Here is a 17383-nt window from a genome sequence, read left to right as displayed (position 1 = left end):
AAACGATTCCGTACGCTTCATACGATACCCCCGCCTCCAGCGAAACGAAACCGTTCCGTTTCGCTGGGCGGAGTGGCATGGATCACCTGTACGAGTTGCCAGGGCCCCTTGCCGCGGAAAGCATTGGGGGGTGAGTCACGACGTCGCGTACCTCCGGTTCCCGCACCTGCACGACGACCTCCTGTGCTTCGCCACCGAGGACGACCTGTGGGTCGCCCCGCTGGTCCCCGACGGGCAGCCACCCGGCCGGGCCTGGCGGCTCACCGTCGACCGGACCCGGGTCAACCACCCGCGGTTCTCCCCCGACGGCAAGCACATCGCCTTCACCACTTGGCGCACCCTCGACCCCGAGATCCACCTCGCCCCCGTCGACGGCGGCCCCGCCCGCCAGCTGAGCCACTGGGGCGCCACCGACACCCGGGTCTGCGGCTGGGACCCCGACGGCAACATCCTGGCGGTCTCCTCCCGGGGACAGCCGTTCTCGTACTACTCCTGGGCGTACAAGCTGCCCACCGACGGCAGCCCCGGCGGGCGCCTGCCCTGGGGGCCCGTCTCCGACATCCAGGTCGCCGACGTCGACGGCGAGCACCGCACCCTGCTGCTCACCGGCAAGCCCCCGCACGAGCCCGCCGCCTGGAAGCGCTACCGCGGCGGGGCCACCGGCCGGCTGTGGCTGCACGGCCGGCAGCTGCTGGAGGACGTCGAGGGGCACCTGGACGCGCCGATGTTCGTGGGCGGCCGGATCGCCTTCCTCTCCGACCACGAGGGCATCGGCAACCTGTACTCCGTCCTGCCCGACGGCACCGACCTGCGCCGCCACACCGACCACGAGGAGTTCTACGCCCGGCACGCCTCCAGCGACGGCTCCCGGATCGTCTACCAGTGCGCCGGCGAGCTCTGGCTCGTCGAGTCCCTGGCCCCCGACGCCGTCCCGCGCAGGCTCCAGGTCCGCCTCGGCGGACCCCGCGCGGGCCGGCGCCCCTACCAGGCCTCGGCCGCCAGCAACGTCGACTCGCTCTCCGTGGACACCACCGGCCGGGCCAGCGCGGTCGTGGTGCGCGGCAGCCTGTACTGGCTGACCCACCGCGACGGGCCCGCCCGGACCATCGCCGACACGCCGGGCGTGCGCGTGCGGCTGCCGGAGATGCTCGGCAGCGGCGGACAGGTCGCCTACGTCACCGACGCCGAGGGCGAGGACGCGATCGAGATCGCCTACCTGCCCCGGGCCTCCGGGGAACGCGAGCCGCGCCGGCTGGCCTCGGGCGAGCTGGGGCGCGTCACCGAGCTGCTCTCGGACCCGGACGGGGAGCGGCTCGCCATCGCCTCCAACGACGGCCGGCTGCTGCTCGTCAACGCGACGGAGGAGTCCAACGGCGAGGTCACCGAGCTGATCCGGTCCATCAACGGGCCCGTCACCGACCTGGCCTTCTCCCCCGACGGAGCCTGGCTGACCTGGTCGCACCCGGGCATCGGCCGTTCGCTGCGGCAGATCAAGATGGCCCGGATCTCCGGCCCCGGCGCGCGCGTCATCGTCGACGTCACCAACGGCCGCTTCGAGGACGAGAACCCGGTCTTCACCCGGGACGGGCGCTACCTGGCCTTCCTGTCGTGGCGCGGTTTCGACCCGGTCTACGACGTGCACACCGGCGACCTGTCGTTCCCGCTGGGCTGCCGCCCGTACCTGGTGCCGCTGTCCTCCGCGACCCCCTCCCCCTTCGCTCTCTCCGCCGAGGGCCGGCCCGCGGCGGGGGGACTGGACCCGGTCGAAGGAGAACCGGGCGACGGCGACGGCTCCGTGACCGTGGAGGTGGAGGGGCTGGAGAGCCGGGTCACTCCCTTCCCGGTGTCCGCGTCCAAGTACTCGGCCCTGTACCCGGTGCACGGGGGCGGGCTGGTGTGGCTGCGCTGGCCGATCTCGGGCGCGCTCGGCGAGACCTTCGCCAACCCGAACGACATCAGCGGCAAGCCGACGCTGGAGCACTTCGACCTGACCAAGGCCCGCAAGACCGAACTGGCTTCGGGACTGGACTGGTTCGCGGTCAGCGGCGACGGCACCCGGCTGGTGATCAACGACGACGGGGACCTGCGCGCGGTCCCGGCGACCGAGTCGGGCGACAGCGACTCGACCGTCTACCTGGACCTGCGGCGCATCCTGCACGAGGTGGACCCGGCGGCCGAGTGGCGCCAGGCCTTCGAGGAGGCCGGACGGATCATCCGCGCCTACTTCTGGGAGCCGAAGATGTGCGGCATCGACTGGGACGGGGTGCTGAGCCAGTACCGCCCCTTGGTCGAACGGGTCGCCTCCCCCGACGAGTTCGCCGACCTGCTGCGCGAAGTCGTCGGTGAGCTCGGCACCTCGCACGCCTACGTCTCCCCCGCACGCCGCAACGAGGGTCCCCCGCACTACCAGCGGGCGATCGGCCTGCTCGGCGCCAACCTGTACCCCAAGGACGGGACCTGGGTGATCGCCCGGATCCTGCCCGGCGAGTCCTCGGACTCCAAGGCCCGCTCCCCGCTGGCCGGCACCGGCATCCGGGAGGGCGCCGTGCTCACCCATGTGGACGGGCGGCCCGTGGACCCGGTGGCCGGCCCCTATCCGCTGCTGTCGGCGGCGGGCGGGACCACGGTGGAGCTGACCTTCCAGCCCGCGGAGGGCGAGGGCCGCGCCCGGCGGGTGGCCATCGTGCCGCTGATCGACGAACGGCCGCTGCGCTACCAGGACTGGGTGTCCAAGCGGCGCGATGTGGTCCGGGAGATCAGCGGCGGCCGGTGCGGATACCTCCACATCCCCGACATGGGCGGCTCGGGATGGGCGCAGTTCAACCGCGACCTGCGGATGGAGATGTCCCGGCCCGCGCTGATCGTGGACGTACGCGGCAACGCGGGCGGCCACATCAGCGAGCTGGTGGTGGAGAAGCTGACCCGATCCATCCTCGGCTGGGACCTGACGCGTGACGCCCAGCCGGTCTCCTACGCCTCCAACGCGCCCCGCGGTCCGATCGTGGCGCTGGCCGACGAGGCGACCTCCTCGGACGGGGACATGATCACCGCGGCCTTCAAACTGCTGGGGCTGGGCCCGGTGGTGGGCCAGCGCACCTGGGGCGGGGTGGTCGGCATGACCGGCCGGCACACCCTCGGCGACGGCACGGTGATCACGGTGCCGATGAACGCCGCGTGGTTCCCGGAGTACGGGTGGGGGGTGGAGAACCACGGCGTGGAGCCGGACCTCGCGATCCTGCGCACGCCGCTCGACTGGGCGGAGGGGCGGCACGCCCAGCTGGACGACGCCGTGCACCTGGCGCTGGAACTGCTGGAGCAGGACCCGGCCGCGGTGCCGCCCGGCTACACGGACGTGCCGGACCGGCGCCGTCCGAAGCTGCCGCCGCGGGAGTGAACGGCCCGTGAGCAACGGGCCTTCCGGGAGAGGAGCATGCGGAAGGGGCGCGATCCACATCATCGGGGATCGCGCCCCTTCGCAGGTCCTACGGCAGTCCGGTCAGGCGTCGAACTCGTCGCGCGCCCGGTCCGCCTGCTCCTGCTGCGGCCTGCGCTTCGACTTCTCCTGGAGCTTGGCGGTGCGCTGGGTCGCCTCGTCCTTCGCACCCTTGGCGCCGTTCTGCGCGCGGTCCTTGAGCTCGTCGGCCTTGTCCTGGAACTGGTCCTTGATACCCATGCTGTTCACTCCATGAGGGGTGTTGGTGGTGGGGCCTCGACCAGACTTGCACGGACGGACAAAGCTCGCATTTCGATCAGTGACGCTGCGTGCGCTCCTTCTCGTCCGCGGCCCCGCCGGCCCCCACAAGTCCCTTGGAAACACCGGACAGCCGCGGTTCGAAGTGCTTCATCTCGCGCTGTCCGACCGTGGCGATGAGCCCGGGCAGGTACCCGCGCACCCCCTGCATCCCGCGCAGCCACCACTGCGCGTACACGTGCGCAGAGCGCCGCTCGATGCCCGCGACGATCCGGTCGACGGCGGGGCCGAGCGGGTACGTGCGGTTCGACGGCCAGGGCAGCCGCCGGCGCAGCTCCCGCATGACCTCGTCCTGGTCGGCCCCGCGCACCATGTCGGTGTCCGTCCAGGAGAGGTAGCCGACGCCGACCTTGACGCCCTTGTGGCCGACCTCGGCGCGCAGGCAGTGCGCGAAGGCCTCGACGCCCGACTTGGACGCGCAGTAGGCGGTCATCATCGGCGCCGGGGTGATCGCGGCGAGCGAGGCGATCTGCAGGAAGTAGCCGCGGCTCTCCGTCAGTACGGGCAGGAAGGCGCGGGCGGTGACGGCCCCGCCGATGAGGTTGACCTCGATGACCCGGCGCCAGGCGTCGGGGTCCGAGTCGGCGAACGGCCCGCCGGCGGCCACGCCCGCGTTGGCGACGACGATGTCGACCTTGCCGAAGCGCTGCTTGACCTCCTGCGCGACGCGGGCCATGGCCTCGTGGTCGGTGACGTCGGCGTACCAGTGGTCGCTGTCGGTGTGCAGCCGCTCGGAGACCTCCTTGAGGGCCTCCGGCTCCAGGCCGACGAGGGCGATCCGCGCCCCGCGGGCGGAGAGCTTGCGGGCGAGCAGCTCGCCGACCCCGCGGGCGGCGCCGGTGACGACGGCGACCTGGCCTTCCAGACTCCTGCGAGCACTCACGGCGTCTTCTCCTTCTCGGTGGTGTGGAGATACAGCTCGGTCAACTCCCGCACGGCCCGGGTGACGGCCTCGGGCGCCTCGACCGGGGTCATGTGCCCCATGCCGGTGAGCTCGGTGAGGCCCACGCAGTTCGGCAGCGCGGCGGCGAGCTCGCGGGCGTGCACGATCGGGGTGAGCCGGTCGGCGGTGCCGCCGATGACGGCGGTGGGCACGGTGAGGCGGGCCACCTCGGCGTCGAGGTCCAGCCCGGCCAGCACCTTGGACCAGGCGTGGCGCACCCCGGTGGGGCAGGCGTGGACGATACGGGCGCACGCCTCGACCTTGTCGGGCGCGGAGCCGGGGCCCATGGTGGCGTACTTGAGGATCTTCCTGGCGACGGGCGTGACCGGCCCGAGGGGGGCGCGGGACCCCAGGACCGCGCCGGTGACGCGAGTCCGGGCGCGCCCGGCGCGCACCGGCAGCACCCGCGCCTCGCCGACCAGCCGGGAACTGCCCGTGCTGCACAGCAGCGCGGCCGCGGCGTGCTCGGCGAACTCCGGCCGACCGGCAGCCGCCATGATCGTCATGCCGCCCATGGAGTGCCCGGCGACGACCGCCCGCTCCCCGGGGGCCAAGGTGGCGCCGAGCACCGCCACGAGGTCGTCGGCGAGGGCGGTGGTGCTGTGCACCCGGGCGGCGGGGCTGCGCCCGTGGCCGCGCTGGTCGTAGGCGATGACCCGGTGGGTGGCGGCCAGGGCCCGTACCTGCGCGGCCCAGAACGCGGTGGAGCAGGTCCAGCCGTGCGCCAGCACCACGGCCGGCGCGCCCTCGTCCCCGTGCACCTCGACGTGCAGGCGGGCCCCGTCGGCGGAGTCCGCGACGAGCTCCCGCCGCGCGGCGGGCGGCGAGTAGGGCCCGGAGGTGACGTGCGTCAACCGGCTCACGCGACCTCCTCCGCCCCGAAGCCTGCCTTTGAGGCTCCGCCTTCGGCCATTGCGGCCCCGCCGGCGTCTGAGGCGCGGGGGTCCGGGGGCAGCGCCCCCGGCAGCGGTGCGGCACCGGCCCCCACGGCGTCCCCGCGGGAGCGACGCGGCGGCTTCGGCGCGGCGGCAGCCGCCACCGCCGGGACCAACTCGCGCTCCCGCACCCGTACGACCTCGTACTCCGCCATGTCGACGCTCCGCGTCTCCCGGCGGAACTCGCCCGTAGTGCCCGGCCAGACGGTCGTGTTGCGGCCCTGCGCGTCCAGGTACCAGCTGGTGCAGCCGCCGGTGTTCCACACGGTCCGCTCCATGCGGGCCTGCACCTGCCGGTTCCACTGGTTCACGGCGGAGGGGCGCGCGGCCAGCGCGACCTTCCCGCCCAGCACGCCGAGCTGACGCAGGTAGTCCGCCATGTAGTTGAGCTGCGACTCGATCATCAGGATCATCGAGCTGTTCCCGAGCCCGGTGTTCGGGCCGATGATCGTCATCCAGTTGGGGAAACCGGCCGCGGTCGCCCCGCGCAGCGCCTGCATCCCGTCCTTCCAGGCGTCCGCGAGGGTCTGTCCGTCCGCGCCGACCACCCGGTCGGCGATCGGCATGTCCGTGACGTGGAAGCCGGTCCCGAAGATGATCGCGTCGACCTCGGTCTCGGTCCCGTCGGCGGCGACCAGCACCGAGCCGCGGATCTCCTTCAGGCCGGAGGCGACGAGGTCCACGTCGGGCCGGGCCAGGGCCGGGTAGTACTCGCTGGAGAGCAGGATCCGCTTGCAGCCGATCCGGTAGGACGGCGTCAGCTTGGCGCGCAGCGCCGGGTCCTTGATCGAGCGGGCCATGTTGGCCTTGGCCAGCGACTCGATCAGCCCGAGCTGGTTCGGCCGCTTGGTGAAGGCGCTGACCTGGAGCTCCCGGAGCCCCCACAGCAGCCCGCGACGGGCCGCCCGGGTGAAGGGCAGCTGGCGGTGGAGCCAGCGCTCGACGGCGGTGATGGCCCGGTCGGTGCGGGGCATGACCCACGGCGGGGTCCGCTGGAAGAGGGTGAGGCGCTCCACCTCGGGGGCGATGGCGGGCACGATCTGGATGGCGGAGGCGCCGGTGCCGATCATGGCGACGCGCTTGCCGCGCAGGTCGTAGTCGTGGTCCCAGCGGGCGGAGTGGAAGACCTTGCCGGGGAACTCGGCGAGCCCGGGGACCTCCGGCATCTTCGGATCGGAGAGCGGCCCGGTCGCCGAGACGACGACGTCGGCGGTGAGGTGCCCGGAGGAGGTCTCGATCTCCCAGTGCAGCTCGTCGGCGTCCCAGCGCATCAACCGGACCTCGGAGTCCAGCCGGATGTGCCGGCGCAGCCCGAAGGTGTCGGCGACGTGTTCCAGGTAGGAGCGGATGGCCGGCTGGCCGGAGAAGGTGCGCGGCCAGTCCGGGTTGGGCGCGAAGGAGAAGGAGTACAGGTGCGAGGGGACGTCGCACGCGCAGCCCGGATAGCTGTTGTCGCGCCAGGTGCCGCCGACCGAGTCGGCCCGTTCCAGGACGACGAAGTCCGTGATCCCCTCGCGCCGCAGGCGTACGGCCGCGCCGAGCCCGCCGAAGCCCGACCCGATCACCGCCACCCGTACGTGCTCGCGCCCGCGCTCGTCCTTGCCGCCCATGCCCGCCGCCTTCCGCATCATCCGCAGATACCATCGGAACACTGCCAGCAATCACTGGCACAATCGGGAGGGTAGAGCAGCCCCGTACTCATGGGTAGGGGTCACGCCGGGAAAGTTACTGTCGGTACGCCATAAGGTGCGCCTGTGGCGAAGGATGAGACGGAAGCGAAGACGGAAGCCAAGACGGTGCGCGAGTACCGAACGGAGGAGCTGGCCGAGGCGGCCGGCATCCCGGTCCGCACCCTGCGCTTCTACCGCGAGCGCAAACTGCTCCCACCGCCGCGCCGCGAGGGGCGGATCGCCTGGTACGACGAGCACCACCTGGCCCGGCTGCGCACCATCGCCGCCCTGCTGGAGCGCGGTCACACGCTCGGCGGCATCGCCGAGCTGACCGCCGCCTTCGAGAGCGGCCGCGACGTCAGCCAGCTCGGCGAGCTGCTCGGCATCGGCTGGTCGGAGGAGACCCCGGTGCGGCTCACCCCGGAGGCACTGGCCGACTACTTCGAGGGCGAGGTCACCCCGGAGAACCTGGCGGCCTCCCTGGACCTCGGCTACCTCGCCGTCGACGGCGACGCGATCGTCCACGTCAGCCGGCGGCTGCTGGACGTCTCCTCGGCCCTGGTCCGCGAGGGCGTCCCGCTGGCAGCGGTCCTGGAGACCGGGCGCCGCGTCCGCGAGCACGCGGACGCGATGGCGCTCCTGTTCACCGAGCTGATATCGACCCACATCTCGCCCTCACCGGACGCGCTCACCCGGCTGCGTCCGCTGGCGAAGAGCGTGGTCGAGGCCGAGCTGACGATGGCGATGGACCGCCTGCCGGCCTCCGCCGCCGGTCAGGAACCCAGTTCGTAGACGACCGTCACGGGAGCGTGGTCCGACCAGCGCTCGGGGTGCGTCTCGGCCCGCTCCACGAAGGCCTTGACGGCCTTGGCGGCCAGCCGGGGCGTCGCCACCTGGAGGTCGATCCGCCAGCCGGCGTCGTTGTCGAAGGCACGGCCCCGGTACGACCACCAGGAGTACGGGCCCTCGGTGTCCGGGTGCAGCTCGCGCACCACGTCCACGTACCCGGCCTCGGCGTACACCTTGCCGAGCCACTCCCGCTCCTCGGGCAGGAAGCCCGCGTTCTTCCGGTTCGTCTTCCAGTTCTTGAGGTCGGCTTCGCGGTGGCAGATGTTCCAGTCACCGCAGACCACGACCTCGCGCCCGTCGGCGGCGGCCCGCACCTTCAGCGCGGCGAGGTACGTCAGGAACTCGTCCATGAACCGGTACTTCTCGTCCTGCTTCGCCGTCCCGGCCTCGCCCGAGGGCAGGTAGAGGCTGGCCACGGTCACACCGGGGAGATCGATCTCGACGTACCGCCCGCTCGCGTCGAACTCGTCACTGCCGAATCCGATCTGCACCCGCTCGGGCGCCCGCCGCGTGTAGAGCGCGACTCCGGCCCGCCCCTTGGCGGCGGCCGGCGCGAACACGGTGTGCCAGCCCGCGGGAGTCCGGACCTCCTCCGGAATCTGCGCTGCCTCGGCCCGCACCTCCTGGAGGCAGACCACGTCGGCGTCGGAGCCCTGGAGCCACGCCCCGAAGCCCTTCTTGGCGGCGGCGCGGATCCCATTCACATTCACGGACGTCACAGTGATCAAAACAAGCTCCCCACATCGCACAAAACGGGGGCAGCCTACCCGCCGGCCCCCTGCCGGGCGTTCCCGTCTCACCGCGGGCGCCGGGGCGGGGGCCCGACGGAAGGGTTCCGTACGATGTTCGAATGCCTCACCGGATCCAGCTCCGCACCGTGCCGTACGACCACCCGGACGCGGTCAAACTCAACGACCAGGTCCAGCTCGAGTACCGGCAGCGGTACGACGGCGAGGGCGATGCGACGTTCCTGGACCCGGCGATGTTCGACCCGCCGCGCGGCCTGTACCTCCTGGCGTACGACGCCACGGGCGCCCCGGTGGCGAGCGGCGGCTGGCGCGTCCAGGACGAGAACGACGAGGGCTACTCGGACGGCGACGCCGAACTCAAGCGCATGTACGTCGTCCCGGAAGCCCGCGGCCTGGGCCTGGCCCGCCGCATCCTGGCCGCCCTGGAAGCCGACGCCCGTGCGGCGGGCCGCCTCCGCATGGTCCTCGAAACGGGCGACCAGCAGCCGGAAGCGATAGCCCTCTACCTCTCCGCGGGCTACACGATGTCCCGCAAGTTCGGCCACTACCGCTTCCACGACTCCAGCCGCTGCATGGCGAAGCCGCTGCGCTGAGCCCCGCCGGGCCAAATCCAGCCCCGCCGGCGTTCGAGGCGCTCTCATCAGCCCCGTCGGCGTTCGAGGCGCGGGGGTCTGGGGGCAGCGCCCCCAGCAGCCGGCGCGCGGCCGGCCTACCGCGGGAGCCAGGCGGCGGCGTCCGTGCCCCACCGCGACGGCCCACGCTCCCACTCCCCGAAGGGACTGGCGGCGTGCCGCACCACCCCGTACCCCGACCCGGCCTCCCGCAGCCACGGCTCCGCCTCATACGCGCCGCCGGCCCCCGGCACCGGCGCCAGATCCCGCACCAGCCACGACGCCGTCCCCGCCAGGGAGAACCGCAGCCGCTGCCCACCCCCACCCGCCAGCGCCCGGAGCACACCCGCCGCCACCAGGTACCCGGTCCCGTGGTCCAGCGCCTGCGCGGGCAACACCCCGGGCACACCCCCGGCACCCGCACAGCGTGCGGCGATCCCGTACCCGGCCTGCACCAGCGAGTCGAACCCCCGGCGCGCCGCCCACGGCCCCGTCCACCCCCACGCGCACAGCTCGGCCACCACCAGCCCGGGCCGCCGCTCCAGCAGGTCCGCCGCCCCGAGCCCGAGGCGTTCCAGCGCCCCCGGCCGGTACCCGCTCACGACCACGTCGGCCTCGGCCAGCAGCCCTTCGAAGACCGCCCGGTCCCCGGGCGCCGTCAGGTCCAGCCGCGCCGACCGCTTCCCGAAGCCGGTGTCCGCGTACGCGTCGTCCGCCTCCGGCAGCCCCGGCGAGTCGATCCGCAGTACGTCCGCCCCCAGCAGCCCGAGCGTCCGCGTCGCGACGGGCCCGGCGATGACCCGCGTCAGGTCCAGCACCCGCACCCCCGTGGCGGGTCGACCTGACGGGGCCGCGCCGAGCGTCCGCCCCCGCGCGCCGGCCGGCCGTACGCACTCCACCAGCGGCTGTGGTGCCCCGTACTCCCGCGTCACGGCGACGGCGAGTCCGCCCGCCCCGTACGCGAGTTCCTGCACTTCGACGGCCGTCCGTGCCGCCACCGCGGCGCGCAGCGCCTCCGGTGTCGCGGACGGCAGTCCCAGCGAACGCACCAACGCGGCCCGGTGGTGTGGGTAGTTGGCGTGCGTACGGACCCATCCGTCGGCGGCCTGCCAGAAGCCCGACAGCGGGGCGAAGGTCACCGGCGCCCGGCCTTCCACGCGCAGGTGCCGTTCGCTGACGAAGGCCGTCGCGACCGCGCCCTCGTCCACCACGAGGGGAGGCGCGTCCCCCGGCGCGCCTGCGCCCCGCGCCGCGGCGAGCTCGCCCGCCGCCAGTCCGCAGACACTCACAGTGGCTCGCGCCAACTCCCGCACCGGCAGCGGCCCTTCTTCGAGGTCGCCGGCTCCGGTGAAGCGGACTCGGCGGACGAGCTCCGGTGCTCCTCCGAGGGCCGCCCAGGCTCCCGCCGTCCCACTGTCCCGTTCGTCACTGATCCCCATGACCCCATCATTTCCCACCTTCCCGGCCTATGGCCCGATGCGGTTCACCCCCGGGAATTCATGGTGGCGCCAGGCGTTCCCGTAGTCAGCGGCCGGCAGGCAGGATGATCACGCATTGCGCAAACCAGCAGGGTGGACATATGTGCATGGACACGGACACGAGCGACGCGGGCGCCACCACCGGGGCCGGTGGCGGCGAGATCTGCACGGACGGCCTCCGGCACTACGCGGACCTGTTGCGGGGGTGGGATCCCGACGGCGACTGCCCTCCGTGCCTGCTCGACCTGGGGCTCGTCCGGCGGCTGCCCGACGGCTCCCTCGCCCCCGTCCCGCCCCGGCTCGCGGCCGACGCCCGCGTGGACCGCCTGGAACGGGCCATCGAGGAGAAGAGGAACGCCCTGGAGGCCGTCCGCACCTCGATCTCCCGCGCCCAGGAGGTCTACCTGGAGAGCTACGACCGCACGGACGCCCATCCGGTCCGCACGGTGCGGGGTCCGGGCACCATCACCGCCACCGTCGCCGCGGCCGTCCAGGCCTGCCAGGACGAACTGCTGACCGCCCAGCCGGGCGGCGGACGCCCGCAGAGGACGCTCGACGAGGCGCTCCCCAGCGATCTCGCCGCGCTCGGCCGCGGCGTCCGCCAGCGCACCATCTACGAGCACACCGTCCGCTCCCACCAGCCCACGCTGGCCTACGTGGAGCAGATCTCGCGGGCGGGCGGCGAGGTCCGCACCCTGGACGAGGTGTTCGACCGGCTGATCATCTGCGACCGCAGGATCGCCTTCGTCCCCGACCCGGGCGCGGAGCGCAGCCAGGTCGCCCTGGCCATCGAGCACCCCGGGGTCGTCCGCTACCTCGCCGGCATCTTCGACCACGCCTGGCAGCGCGCCGCGCCGCTGCGGGACGACCCGGCCGGCAGGCTGCCGGCCGAGCTCACCGACGACGTCCGCCGTACGATCCTGCGCCACATGGTCAACGGCCACACCGACGAGGCGATCGCCGCGCGGCTCGGCATGAGCCCGCGCAGCGTGTCCAACCACATGCGCTGGGCGGCCGAACTGTTCGGCAGCCGCAGCCGCGCGCAACTCGCGTACCTCATCGCCCGGAGCGGCTTCCTCGACGAGCGGTCGTCAACGGGCCGGTGAGGAGAACCGCTTCGCCTTCCCCGGACCGTGCGCACGTGCGGACGCGTCCAGTTCCCTGAATCGAAAGGCATCACCGTGAAATACCGTGTCATCGGCACCGCTGCCGAGACCCGCCGCGAAGTGAGCGTGCTGAGTCTCGGCACGATGACCTTCGGCACCACCGTCGACGAGGCCACCGCGTACGCGATCCTCGACCGCTTCGCCGAGGCGGGCGGTACCTTCATCGACACCTCCAACAACTACGCGTTCTGGGTCAACGGCACCCAGGGCGGCGAGAGCGAGGCGCTGGTCGGCCGCTGGCTGCGCAGCCGCGGCGGCGGCGACGAGATCACCGTCGCCACGAAGCTCGGCGCCCGCCCCAACCAGCCCACCAGCGGCTTCAGCCTCGACGTGGAGGGCCTGTCCGCCAAGGTCATCCGGGAGTCCGCGGAGCGCAGCCGGGAGCGGCTCGGCATAGAGCGCATCCACCTGCTGTACGCGCACATCATGGACGAGCGCACCCCGCTGGAGGAGACCGTCCGGGGCTTCGCCGAGGTCGTCGCGGACGGCACGGCGGGTCTGCTGGGCGCGAGCAACCACTGGGCCTGGCGGGTGGAACGCGCCCGTACGCTGGCCGCGGCGGCCGGCGTACCCGGCTACGAGGTGCTCCAGCACCACCACAGCTACCTGCGCCAGCGCACCGACGTGCCCAGCCTGCGCTCGCCCGACGGCAACCAGGGCCTGGTCAGCGGCGACCTGCTCAGCTACCTCCGGGACAACCCGTCCCTCACCCAGGTCTCGTACTCCCCGCTGATCGCCGGCGCCTACGTCCGCACCGACAAGCCCCTGGGCCCCGGCTTCGACCACGCGGGCACCAGCCCCCGCCTCCACGCGGTCCGCGAGGTCGCCGCCGAGACGGGCGCCACCGTCAACCAGGTCGTCCTGTCCTGGCTGATGGGCGGCGACATCCCGATCCTCCCCCTGATCGGCGCCTCCTCGGTGGCCCAGCTGGAGGAGAACCTGGGCGCGGTGGACCTCGACCTCACCGCGGAGCAGCGCGCCCGGCTCGACTCGGTGAACTGACCGACGCCGAAGGGCCCGCCCGGTCGTGTGACCGGGCGGGCCCTTCGTGGTTTCCGCGGGTCCGTCAGGAGGTGAAGCAGCCGTTCAGGTCGGCGATCACATCGGCGGAACCGGTGTTGTTGTAGAAGGTCACCCGGCCGTCCACGACGGGGACGACCACCAGGTTGGAGACCGTCTGTCCGGCCGTGAAGTTGAGGTTCGACACGTTGGGACGCGGCACCCCGTGCGGCTGGACGATCAGGTGGCCGTCCTGCGTGGGCGCCGTGACGGTGACGTTCAGGACCACCGCGGTCACCCCGGTCAGCGGTACGCCCTCGACGCCGGCGACCTGCAGGCTGACGACGCCGCCCTGGCCGACGGATCCGGCGCGGGCGCCGAGACCGTAGCGGGTGTCCAGCAGCCGCACCGGCGAACCGGCCGAGAACGTCGACCCGGTGGCCGAGTAGTACCCGGTGACGTCCGCGATCAGGTCCACGGAGCCCGAGTTGTTGCGCAGGTCCACCTTGCCGTTGACGACCGGGACCGTCACCAGGTTCGGGACGACCTGCCCGGCGGTGAAGTTGAGGTTCGACACCCCGGGGGCCGCCTGCCCGTTCGGGTAGACGGTGACGTGGCCGGCCTCGGTCGGACTCACGGCGGTCACGTTCATGACGACCGCGGTCACCCCGCTCGCGGGGACGCCCTTCACACCGGCCACCTGGAGCGTCACGACCCCACCGGGGCCGACGCGCGCCTTGTTGGCCCCGGTGCCGTCACGCGTGTCCAGGAACCGGGTGGGCGTGATCGGCGTCAGGGGGGAACCGGTGGCCGCCTTGTCGGTGTAGTACCCGGTGACGTCCGCGATCAGGTCGACCGAACCGGCGTTGTTGCGCAGGTCCACCTTGCCGTTGACGACCGGGACGGTCACCAGGTTGGGCACGATCTGCCCGGCCGAGAAGTTGAGGTTCGACACGGCGGGCTTCGGCTGCCCGTTCGGGTAGACCATCACGTGGCCCGCCTCGGTCGGGTTGACGGCGGTCACGTTCATGACGACCGCGGTCACCCCGCTCGCCGGGACGCCCTTCACACCGGCCACCTGGAGCGTCACGACCCCACCGGGACCGACGCGGGCCTTGTCGGCCCCGGTGCCGTCACGCGTGTCCAGGAACCGCGAGGGAGCGATCGGCACGAACCGGCTCTTGGAGAGCGCCGCCGCGGCCGTCACCGTGTACGCCTTCGGCAGGTAGCCCGCGGAAGGCACTCCGGGAGTGGGCACGTAGTTGTCGCGCGCGACGTCGTAGGTGCCCGGCGCCAGCCCGTTGGTGTCGACCAGCACGTCGAGCGCGGTGCCGTCGGCGTTCACGGAGAGCACCTTCATGACCGGCCTCGGGTCGCCGGCCGTGTCACTGCGCACCAGGTGGAGCTTGGTGTCCAGGGTGAGCCCCGTACCGTGCACGACGGCGTGGGTCCGCGTGCCGGCGGCGCCCGTCGCCGGGCTGATGGACGTGGGCACGGCCCCCGGCTGCGGGAGGGTGCACTCGGAGTCGCACAGCCCCTGCATGCTGTACTCCACGGGCGTGGCGCTGCGGCCTGCGCTCATCAGGAGTACGGCCTGGCCGGCCTCGGCGTTCCCGAGGGTCAGGCACCGGGCGCCGAACACGCCCGCGAACTGGGTGCACTGGAACTCGACGCCGGTACTCGCCCACTGAGCCGCACCGTGCAGGTTCAGGGACGGGTGCTCGCTGTTGGTCGTGCTGCTGTTTCCGGCGACCTTGAAGGCCTGATTGGGCTTCACGTCGACCACGGCGCAGTAGCCCGTCGAGGACTCGGAGAGCACTCCGCTCCGCGCCGGGAAGCCCTTGACGGAGACGGGGTTGGCCGTGCACTCCGGCGCCCATCCGGTGGCCGTGCCGACCTTCCAGGTGTCCACGTTGGTGTGGATCGGCTTGTCCCGGTAGCCGGAGGCGAGCACGATCACGACGTACGACGTCGACCCGGTGACCCGGCAGGACAGGCCCCACTGGCGGCAGGCGAGCTTCCCGTTGGAATCGACCGCCGTCAGCAGCGTCGACGGTGCGTACCGCGGGTCCTCCAGGGTCCGCGAACTCAGCCAGAACTTGTCCGTGGCGGCGCCGGTGACCCGGAGGCAGCGGGCGTCCAGGGCCGACGTCAGGTCGAAGGAGGTCGACTGGCCGGTGACCGTCGTCGAGGCGGGCGCGGTGCACTTCGCGGTCGGCGAGATGTCACGCCGGACCACCTTGTAGGTGTCCGTTCCCCAGCCGGTGAAGACGACCATGGCGGTGTACGGCACTCCGGCGCCGAGAGCGCAGGTGGTGGTCGAACCGCCGACGGTCGAGCACACCGTGCTGCCCGAGGGGTCCACCACCTGGATCGTGCCGTTCACCTTGTTCTGCTCGTTGGTGTAGTCGAGCATCTCGGCCGTGGAGTGCTTGTCGGCCGGCAGGCTCAGGCACTGCTGCCGGGTCTCCCCGCCGAGCGGGACCTCGGCCCCCCAGGACCCGTCGAACCCGGTCTGCGGCCACGCGGCGCAGCCCGCGGTCTCGCCGGTCCGGTGGATGACCAGCCGGAACGCCCGGGACTCCGTGCCGCTCAGGACCGCGCGGAAGGGGGCGGTCCCGGTCAGCTTGCAGACGTAGTAGGCGTAGCCGTCCTCCTCGCACTGCTTGGCACCGGCGGCGTCGTAGACCGTGACGGCCGCGCTGGTGCCTTCGGCGGGCGGCCGGTTGAGCAGGTAGACACCGTTGCCGGTCGCCGTCGGCAGGGTCAGGCAGAGCCGCTGCCCGGGCCCGCCGAAGGTGCCGGTGGCCGGACCGGCCACCAGGCCGTTGTCGTGCGTCGCGGTGCAGCCGCGGGTCTCCTTGGCGGAGTGGAAGGCCATCCCGAACGCGCCGGCGTCGGTGCTCCGGGGGTCGACGGCCCAGGTGTGGTCACCGGGGGTCAGGTCGCAGGCGCCCTGCCCGCAGGCGGTGATCGCGGCGCCCTGGGCGTCGAACAGCGCGCCGTACGGAACGCTCGCGGAGGCGACCGGAGCGAACGTGTGGTGCGCGGCCTGCGCCACCCGCAGGGTGCGGCAGCGGGCCGTGGAGCTCAGGTCCGGGGCGGCCCCGAACGCCTGCGGCTCCACCACCGCGCAGCCCTCGGGCTTGGAGAGCCGGGCCACGGTGAGGTCGTAGTCCTCGGCGGTGCCGGAGCCCTGGAGCACCGACATCCGGTACGGCGCGGTACCGGTGAGCTTGCAGTCGAGGGTCTCGCCACGGTGGCTGTCCGTGCCGCAGACCATCTTGCCGGTGGCGTCGTAGACGTCCTGACCCACCCGGTACGTGGACGCGTAGCTGCGCAGCACGTCGTTCGCGGCCAGGTCCAGCGTGTAGCAGTCGCCCGCCGAACCGGCGGCCGGCGAGCCGTGGAACACGGTCGGGGCGCCGAGCTTGCGGTCGGCGGCGCCGACCGCCTTGCAGGCGGTGGAGGAGAGCAGCGGGACGTACGACACGGAGATGGCGTTCTGCGCACCGTAGGAGTCCGTGACCTCCAGCTTGTACGTGCCGGCCGTGCCGGTGGGGCAGCGCTGCGCCCCGCCGGCGCTGCCGGAGCCGAGGACGTTCTCACAGGTGACCGTGGTGCCGTCCGGGGCCACCAGCTTGTGGTTGGCCCAGCGTTGGGTGACGACCTGGTACAGGACGACGTCCTTCTGCTGCGGCAGTGCGAGCGTGAAGGAGGCGGTCTTGTACGGGTCGACCGTGCAGGTGACGGTCGTGTGCGCCACGAGGGCCGCGGGGCAGGTCTCGGCGGCGTCGCTCTTGCCGAGCGCACGCACGGCGGCCTCGTGGTCGGCCTTCGGGTCCGCCTTCGGCGGCGCCTTGGGCCCGGCCGGCGCGGCGGGCTCCGCCTGCGCCGAGGCGGTGGCCCCGGGCGGCGCGGCCGCCGCGAACGCGGCTCCGGTCTGGCCGGTGAAGGCGGTCAGGACGGCGAGCAGCAACGCCCCGGAGACGACACCCGCGCGGGCCCCTCTCCCCCGTCTGTCCCGCGGTCTTCTGCCGATCGGCAGCAAGCTCATGAACCCCCCAGTCAAAGCAGCCCGACCCCGGTGACCATCACGGGAGTTACGGGCAGGCGGAGTTTATCGGCCAGTGGCTGAAGGAACGCAGGGGTTTACCCGCCGGTACGGTCTCAGCGGGAAGCGCGGGAAAGCGCCGGAAAAGCAGAAGATCCCGCCCGATCTTACGATCGGG

Annotated in this window: 12 protein-coding genes; 5 read left to right on the top strand and 7 right to left on the bottom strand. The window is 72.7% G+C overall.

Features of this window, described 5'->3' with window-relative positions:
• Positions 1 to 130: 130 nt before the first annotated feature.
• A complete protein-coding gene (locus tag IF88_RS0102960; RefSeq protein ID WP_030706968.1) occupies positions 131 to 3394 on the top strand; it encodes a S41 family peptidase in 3264 nt (1087 codons plus the stop codon).
• Positions 3395 to 3496: 102 nt separating this feature from the next.
• Here IF88_RS0102960 and IF88_RS46405 read toward each other — a convergent pair whose 3' ends face one another.
• From IF88_RS46405 to IF88_RS0102940, 4 genes are all read right to left on the bottom strand, one after another.
• Entirely contained in the window at positions 3497 to 3673 is a 177-nt protein-coding gene (locus IF88_RS46405; protein ID WP_158754281.1) for a hypothetical protein, read from the bottom strand.
• Between the two features lie 76 nt (positions 3674 to 3749).
• Positions 3750 to 4634, bottom strand: a complete 885-nt coding sequence (locus IF88_RS0102950) for an SDR family oxidoreductase (RefSeq protein ID WP_030706967.1) — start codon at positions 4632 to 4634, stop codon at positions 3750 to 3752.
• Entirely contained in the window at positions 4631 to 5557 is a 927-nt protein-coding gene (locus IF88_RS0102945) for an alpha/beta fold hydrolase (RefSeq protein WP_030706966.1), read from the bottom strand. Before IF88_RS0102945 ends, IF88_RS0102950 begins: the two co-directional genes overlap by 4 nt.
• Positions 5554 to 7257, bottom strand: coding sequence for a flavin-containing monooxygenase (locus IF88_RS0102940; protein WP_234323428.1), 1704 nt, complete (start codon positions 7255 to 7257; stop codon positions 5554 to 5556). The genes IF88_RS0102945 and IF88_RS0102940 overlap by 4 nt, the downstream gene beginning before the upstream one ends.
• Before the next feature lie 126 nt (positions 7258 to 7383).
• On the opposite strand from IF88_RS0102940, the gene IF88_RS0102935 reads away from it, so the two are divergent.
• Positions 7384 to 8091: a MerR family transcriptional regulator gene (locus IF88_RS0102935; RefSeq protein ID WP_051836338.1), complete on the top strand. Its 708-nt coding sequence runs from the start codon at positions 7384 to 7386 to the stop codon at positions 8089 to 8091.
• On the opposite strand, the gene IF88_RS0102930 is transcribed toward IF88_RS0102935, so the two are convergent.
• Positions 8073 to 8876 (bottom strand): exodeoxyribonuclease III, encoded by an 804-nt coding sequence (locus tag IF88_RS0102930; protein ID WP_030706963.1) that lies wholly within the window; start codon positions 8874 to 8876, stop codon positions 8073 to 8075. The two genes, IF88_RS0102935 and IF88_RS0102930, sit on opposite strands and share 19 nt — an antisense overlap.
• A 122-nt stretch (positions 8877 to 8998) precedes the next feature.
• On the opposite strand from IF88_RS0102930, the gene IF88_RS0102925 reads away from it, so the two are divergent.
• Positions 8999 to 9490, top strand: coding sequence for a GNAT family N-acetyltransferase (locus tag IF88_RS0102925; protein ID WP_030706962.1), 492 nt, complete (start codon positions 8999 to 9001; stop codon positions 9488 to 9490).
• Positions 9491 to 9606: 116 nt separating this feature from the next.
• Here IF88_RS0102925 and IF88_RS0102920 read toward each other — a convergent pair whose 3' ends face one another.
• Entirely contained in the window at positions 9607 to 10947 is a 1341-nt protein-coding gene (locus IF88_RS0102920) for a CoA transferase (RefSeq protein ID WP_078892673.1), read from the bottom strand.
• A 146-nt stretch (positions 10948 to 11093) separates the two neighbouring features.
• Between IF88_RS0102920 and IF88_RS0102915 the strand changes: the two genes are divergently transcribed.
• Both IF88_RS0102915 and IF88_RS0102910 read left to right on the top strand, forming a co-directional pair.
• Entirely contained in the window at positions 11094 to 12092 is a 999-nt protein-coding gene (locus IF88_RS0102915) for a helix-turn-helix transcriptional regulator (RefSeq protein ID WP_234323424.1), read from the top strand.
• A 75-nt stretch (positions 12093 to 12167) separates the two neighbouring features.
• A complete protein-coding gene (locus tag IF88_RS0102910) occupies positions 12168 to 13154 on the top strand; it encodes an aldo/keto reductase (protein ID WP_030706959.1) in 987 nt (328 codons plus the stop codon).
• 64 nt (positions 13155 to 13218) lie between these two features.
• Here the strand turns inward: IF88_RS0102910 and IF88_RS47620 are convergent, their stop codons facing one another.
• Positions 13219 to 17208 carry a hypothetical protein gene (locus IF88_RS47620; RefSeq protein ID WP_158754279.1) on the bottom strand — a complete coding sequence of 1330 codons (3990 nt, stop codon included), beginning with the start codon at positions 17206 to 17208 and terminating at the stop codon, positions 13219 to 13221.
• Between the last annotated feature and the right edge of the window lie 175 nt (positions 17209 to 17383).

The sequence above is a fragment of the Streptomyces sp. NRRL F-2580 genome (genome assembly GCF_000720115.1).
In the GTDB taxonomy this organism is placed as follows: domain Bacteria; phylum Actinomycetota; class Actinomycetes; order Streptomycetales; family Streptomycetaceae; genus Streptomyces.
The sequence above is the reverse complement of the archived record's forward strand: the minus strand, read 5'-3'. Positions and strand labels throughout refer to the sequence as shown.

What these genes read in the sequence shown, in the direction of transcription:
- IF88_RS46405 (WP_158754281.1), bottom strand. Translation starts at nt 3,673, where the DNA reads ATGGGTATCAAGGACCAGTTCCAGGACAAGGCCGACGAGCTCAAGGAC.
- IF88_RS0102940 (WP_234323428.1), bottom strand. Translation starts at nt 7,257, where the DNA reads ATGCGGAAGGCGGCGGGCATGGGCGGCAAGGACGAGCGCGGGCGCGAG.
- IF88_RS0102925 (WP_030706962.1), top strand. Translation starts at nt 8,999, where the DNA reads ATGCCTCACCGGATCCAGCTCCGCACCGTGCCGTACGACCACCCGGAC.
- IF88_RS0102920 (WP_078892673.1), bottom strand. Translation starts at nt 10,947, where the DNA reads ATGGGGATCAGTGACGAACGGGACAGTGGGACGGCGGGAGCCTGGGCG.
- IF88_RS0102915 (WP_234323424.1), top strand. Translation starts at nt 11,094, where the DNA reads ATGGACACGGACACGAGCGACGCGGGCGCCACCACCGGGGCCGGTGGC.
- IF88_RS47620 (WP_158754279.1), bottom strand. Translation starts at nt 17,208, where the DNA reads ATGAGCTTGCTGCCGATCGGCAGAAGACCGCGGGACAGACGGGGGAGA.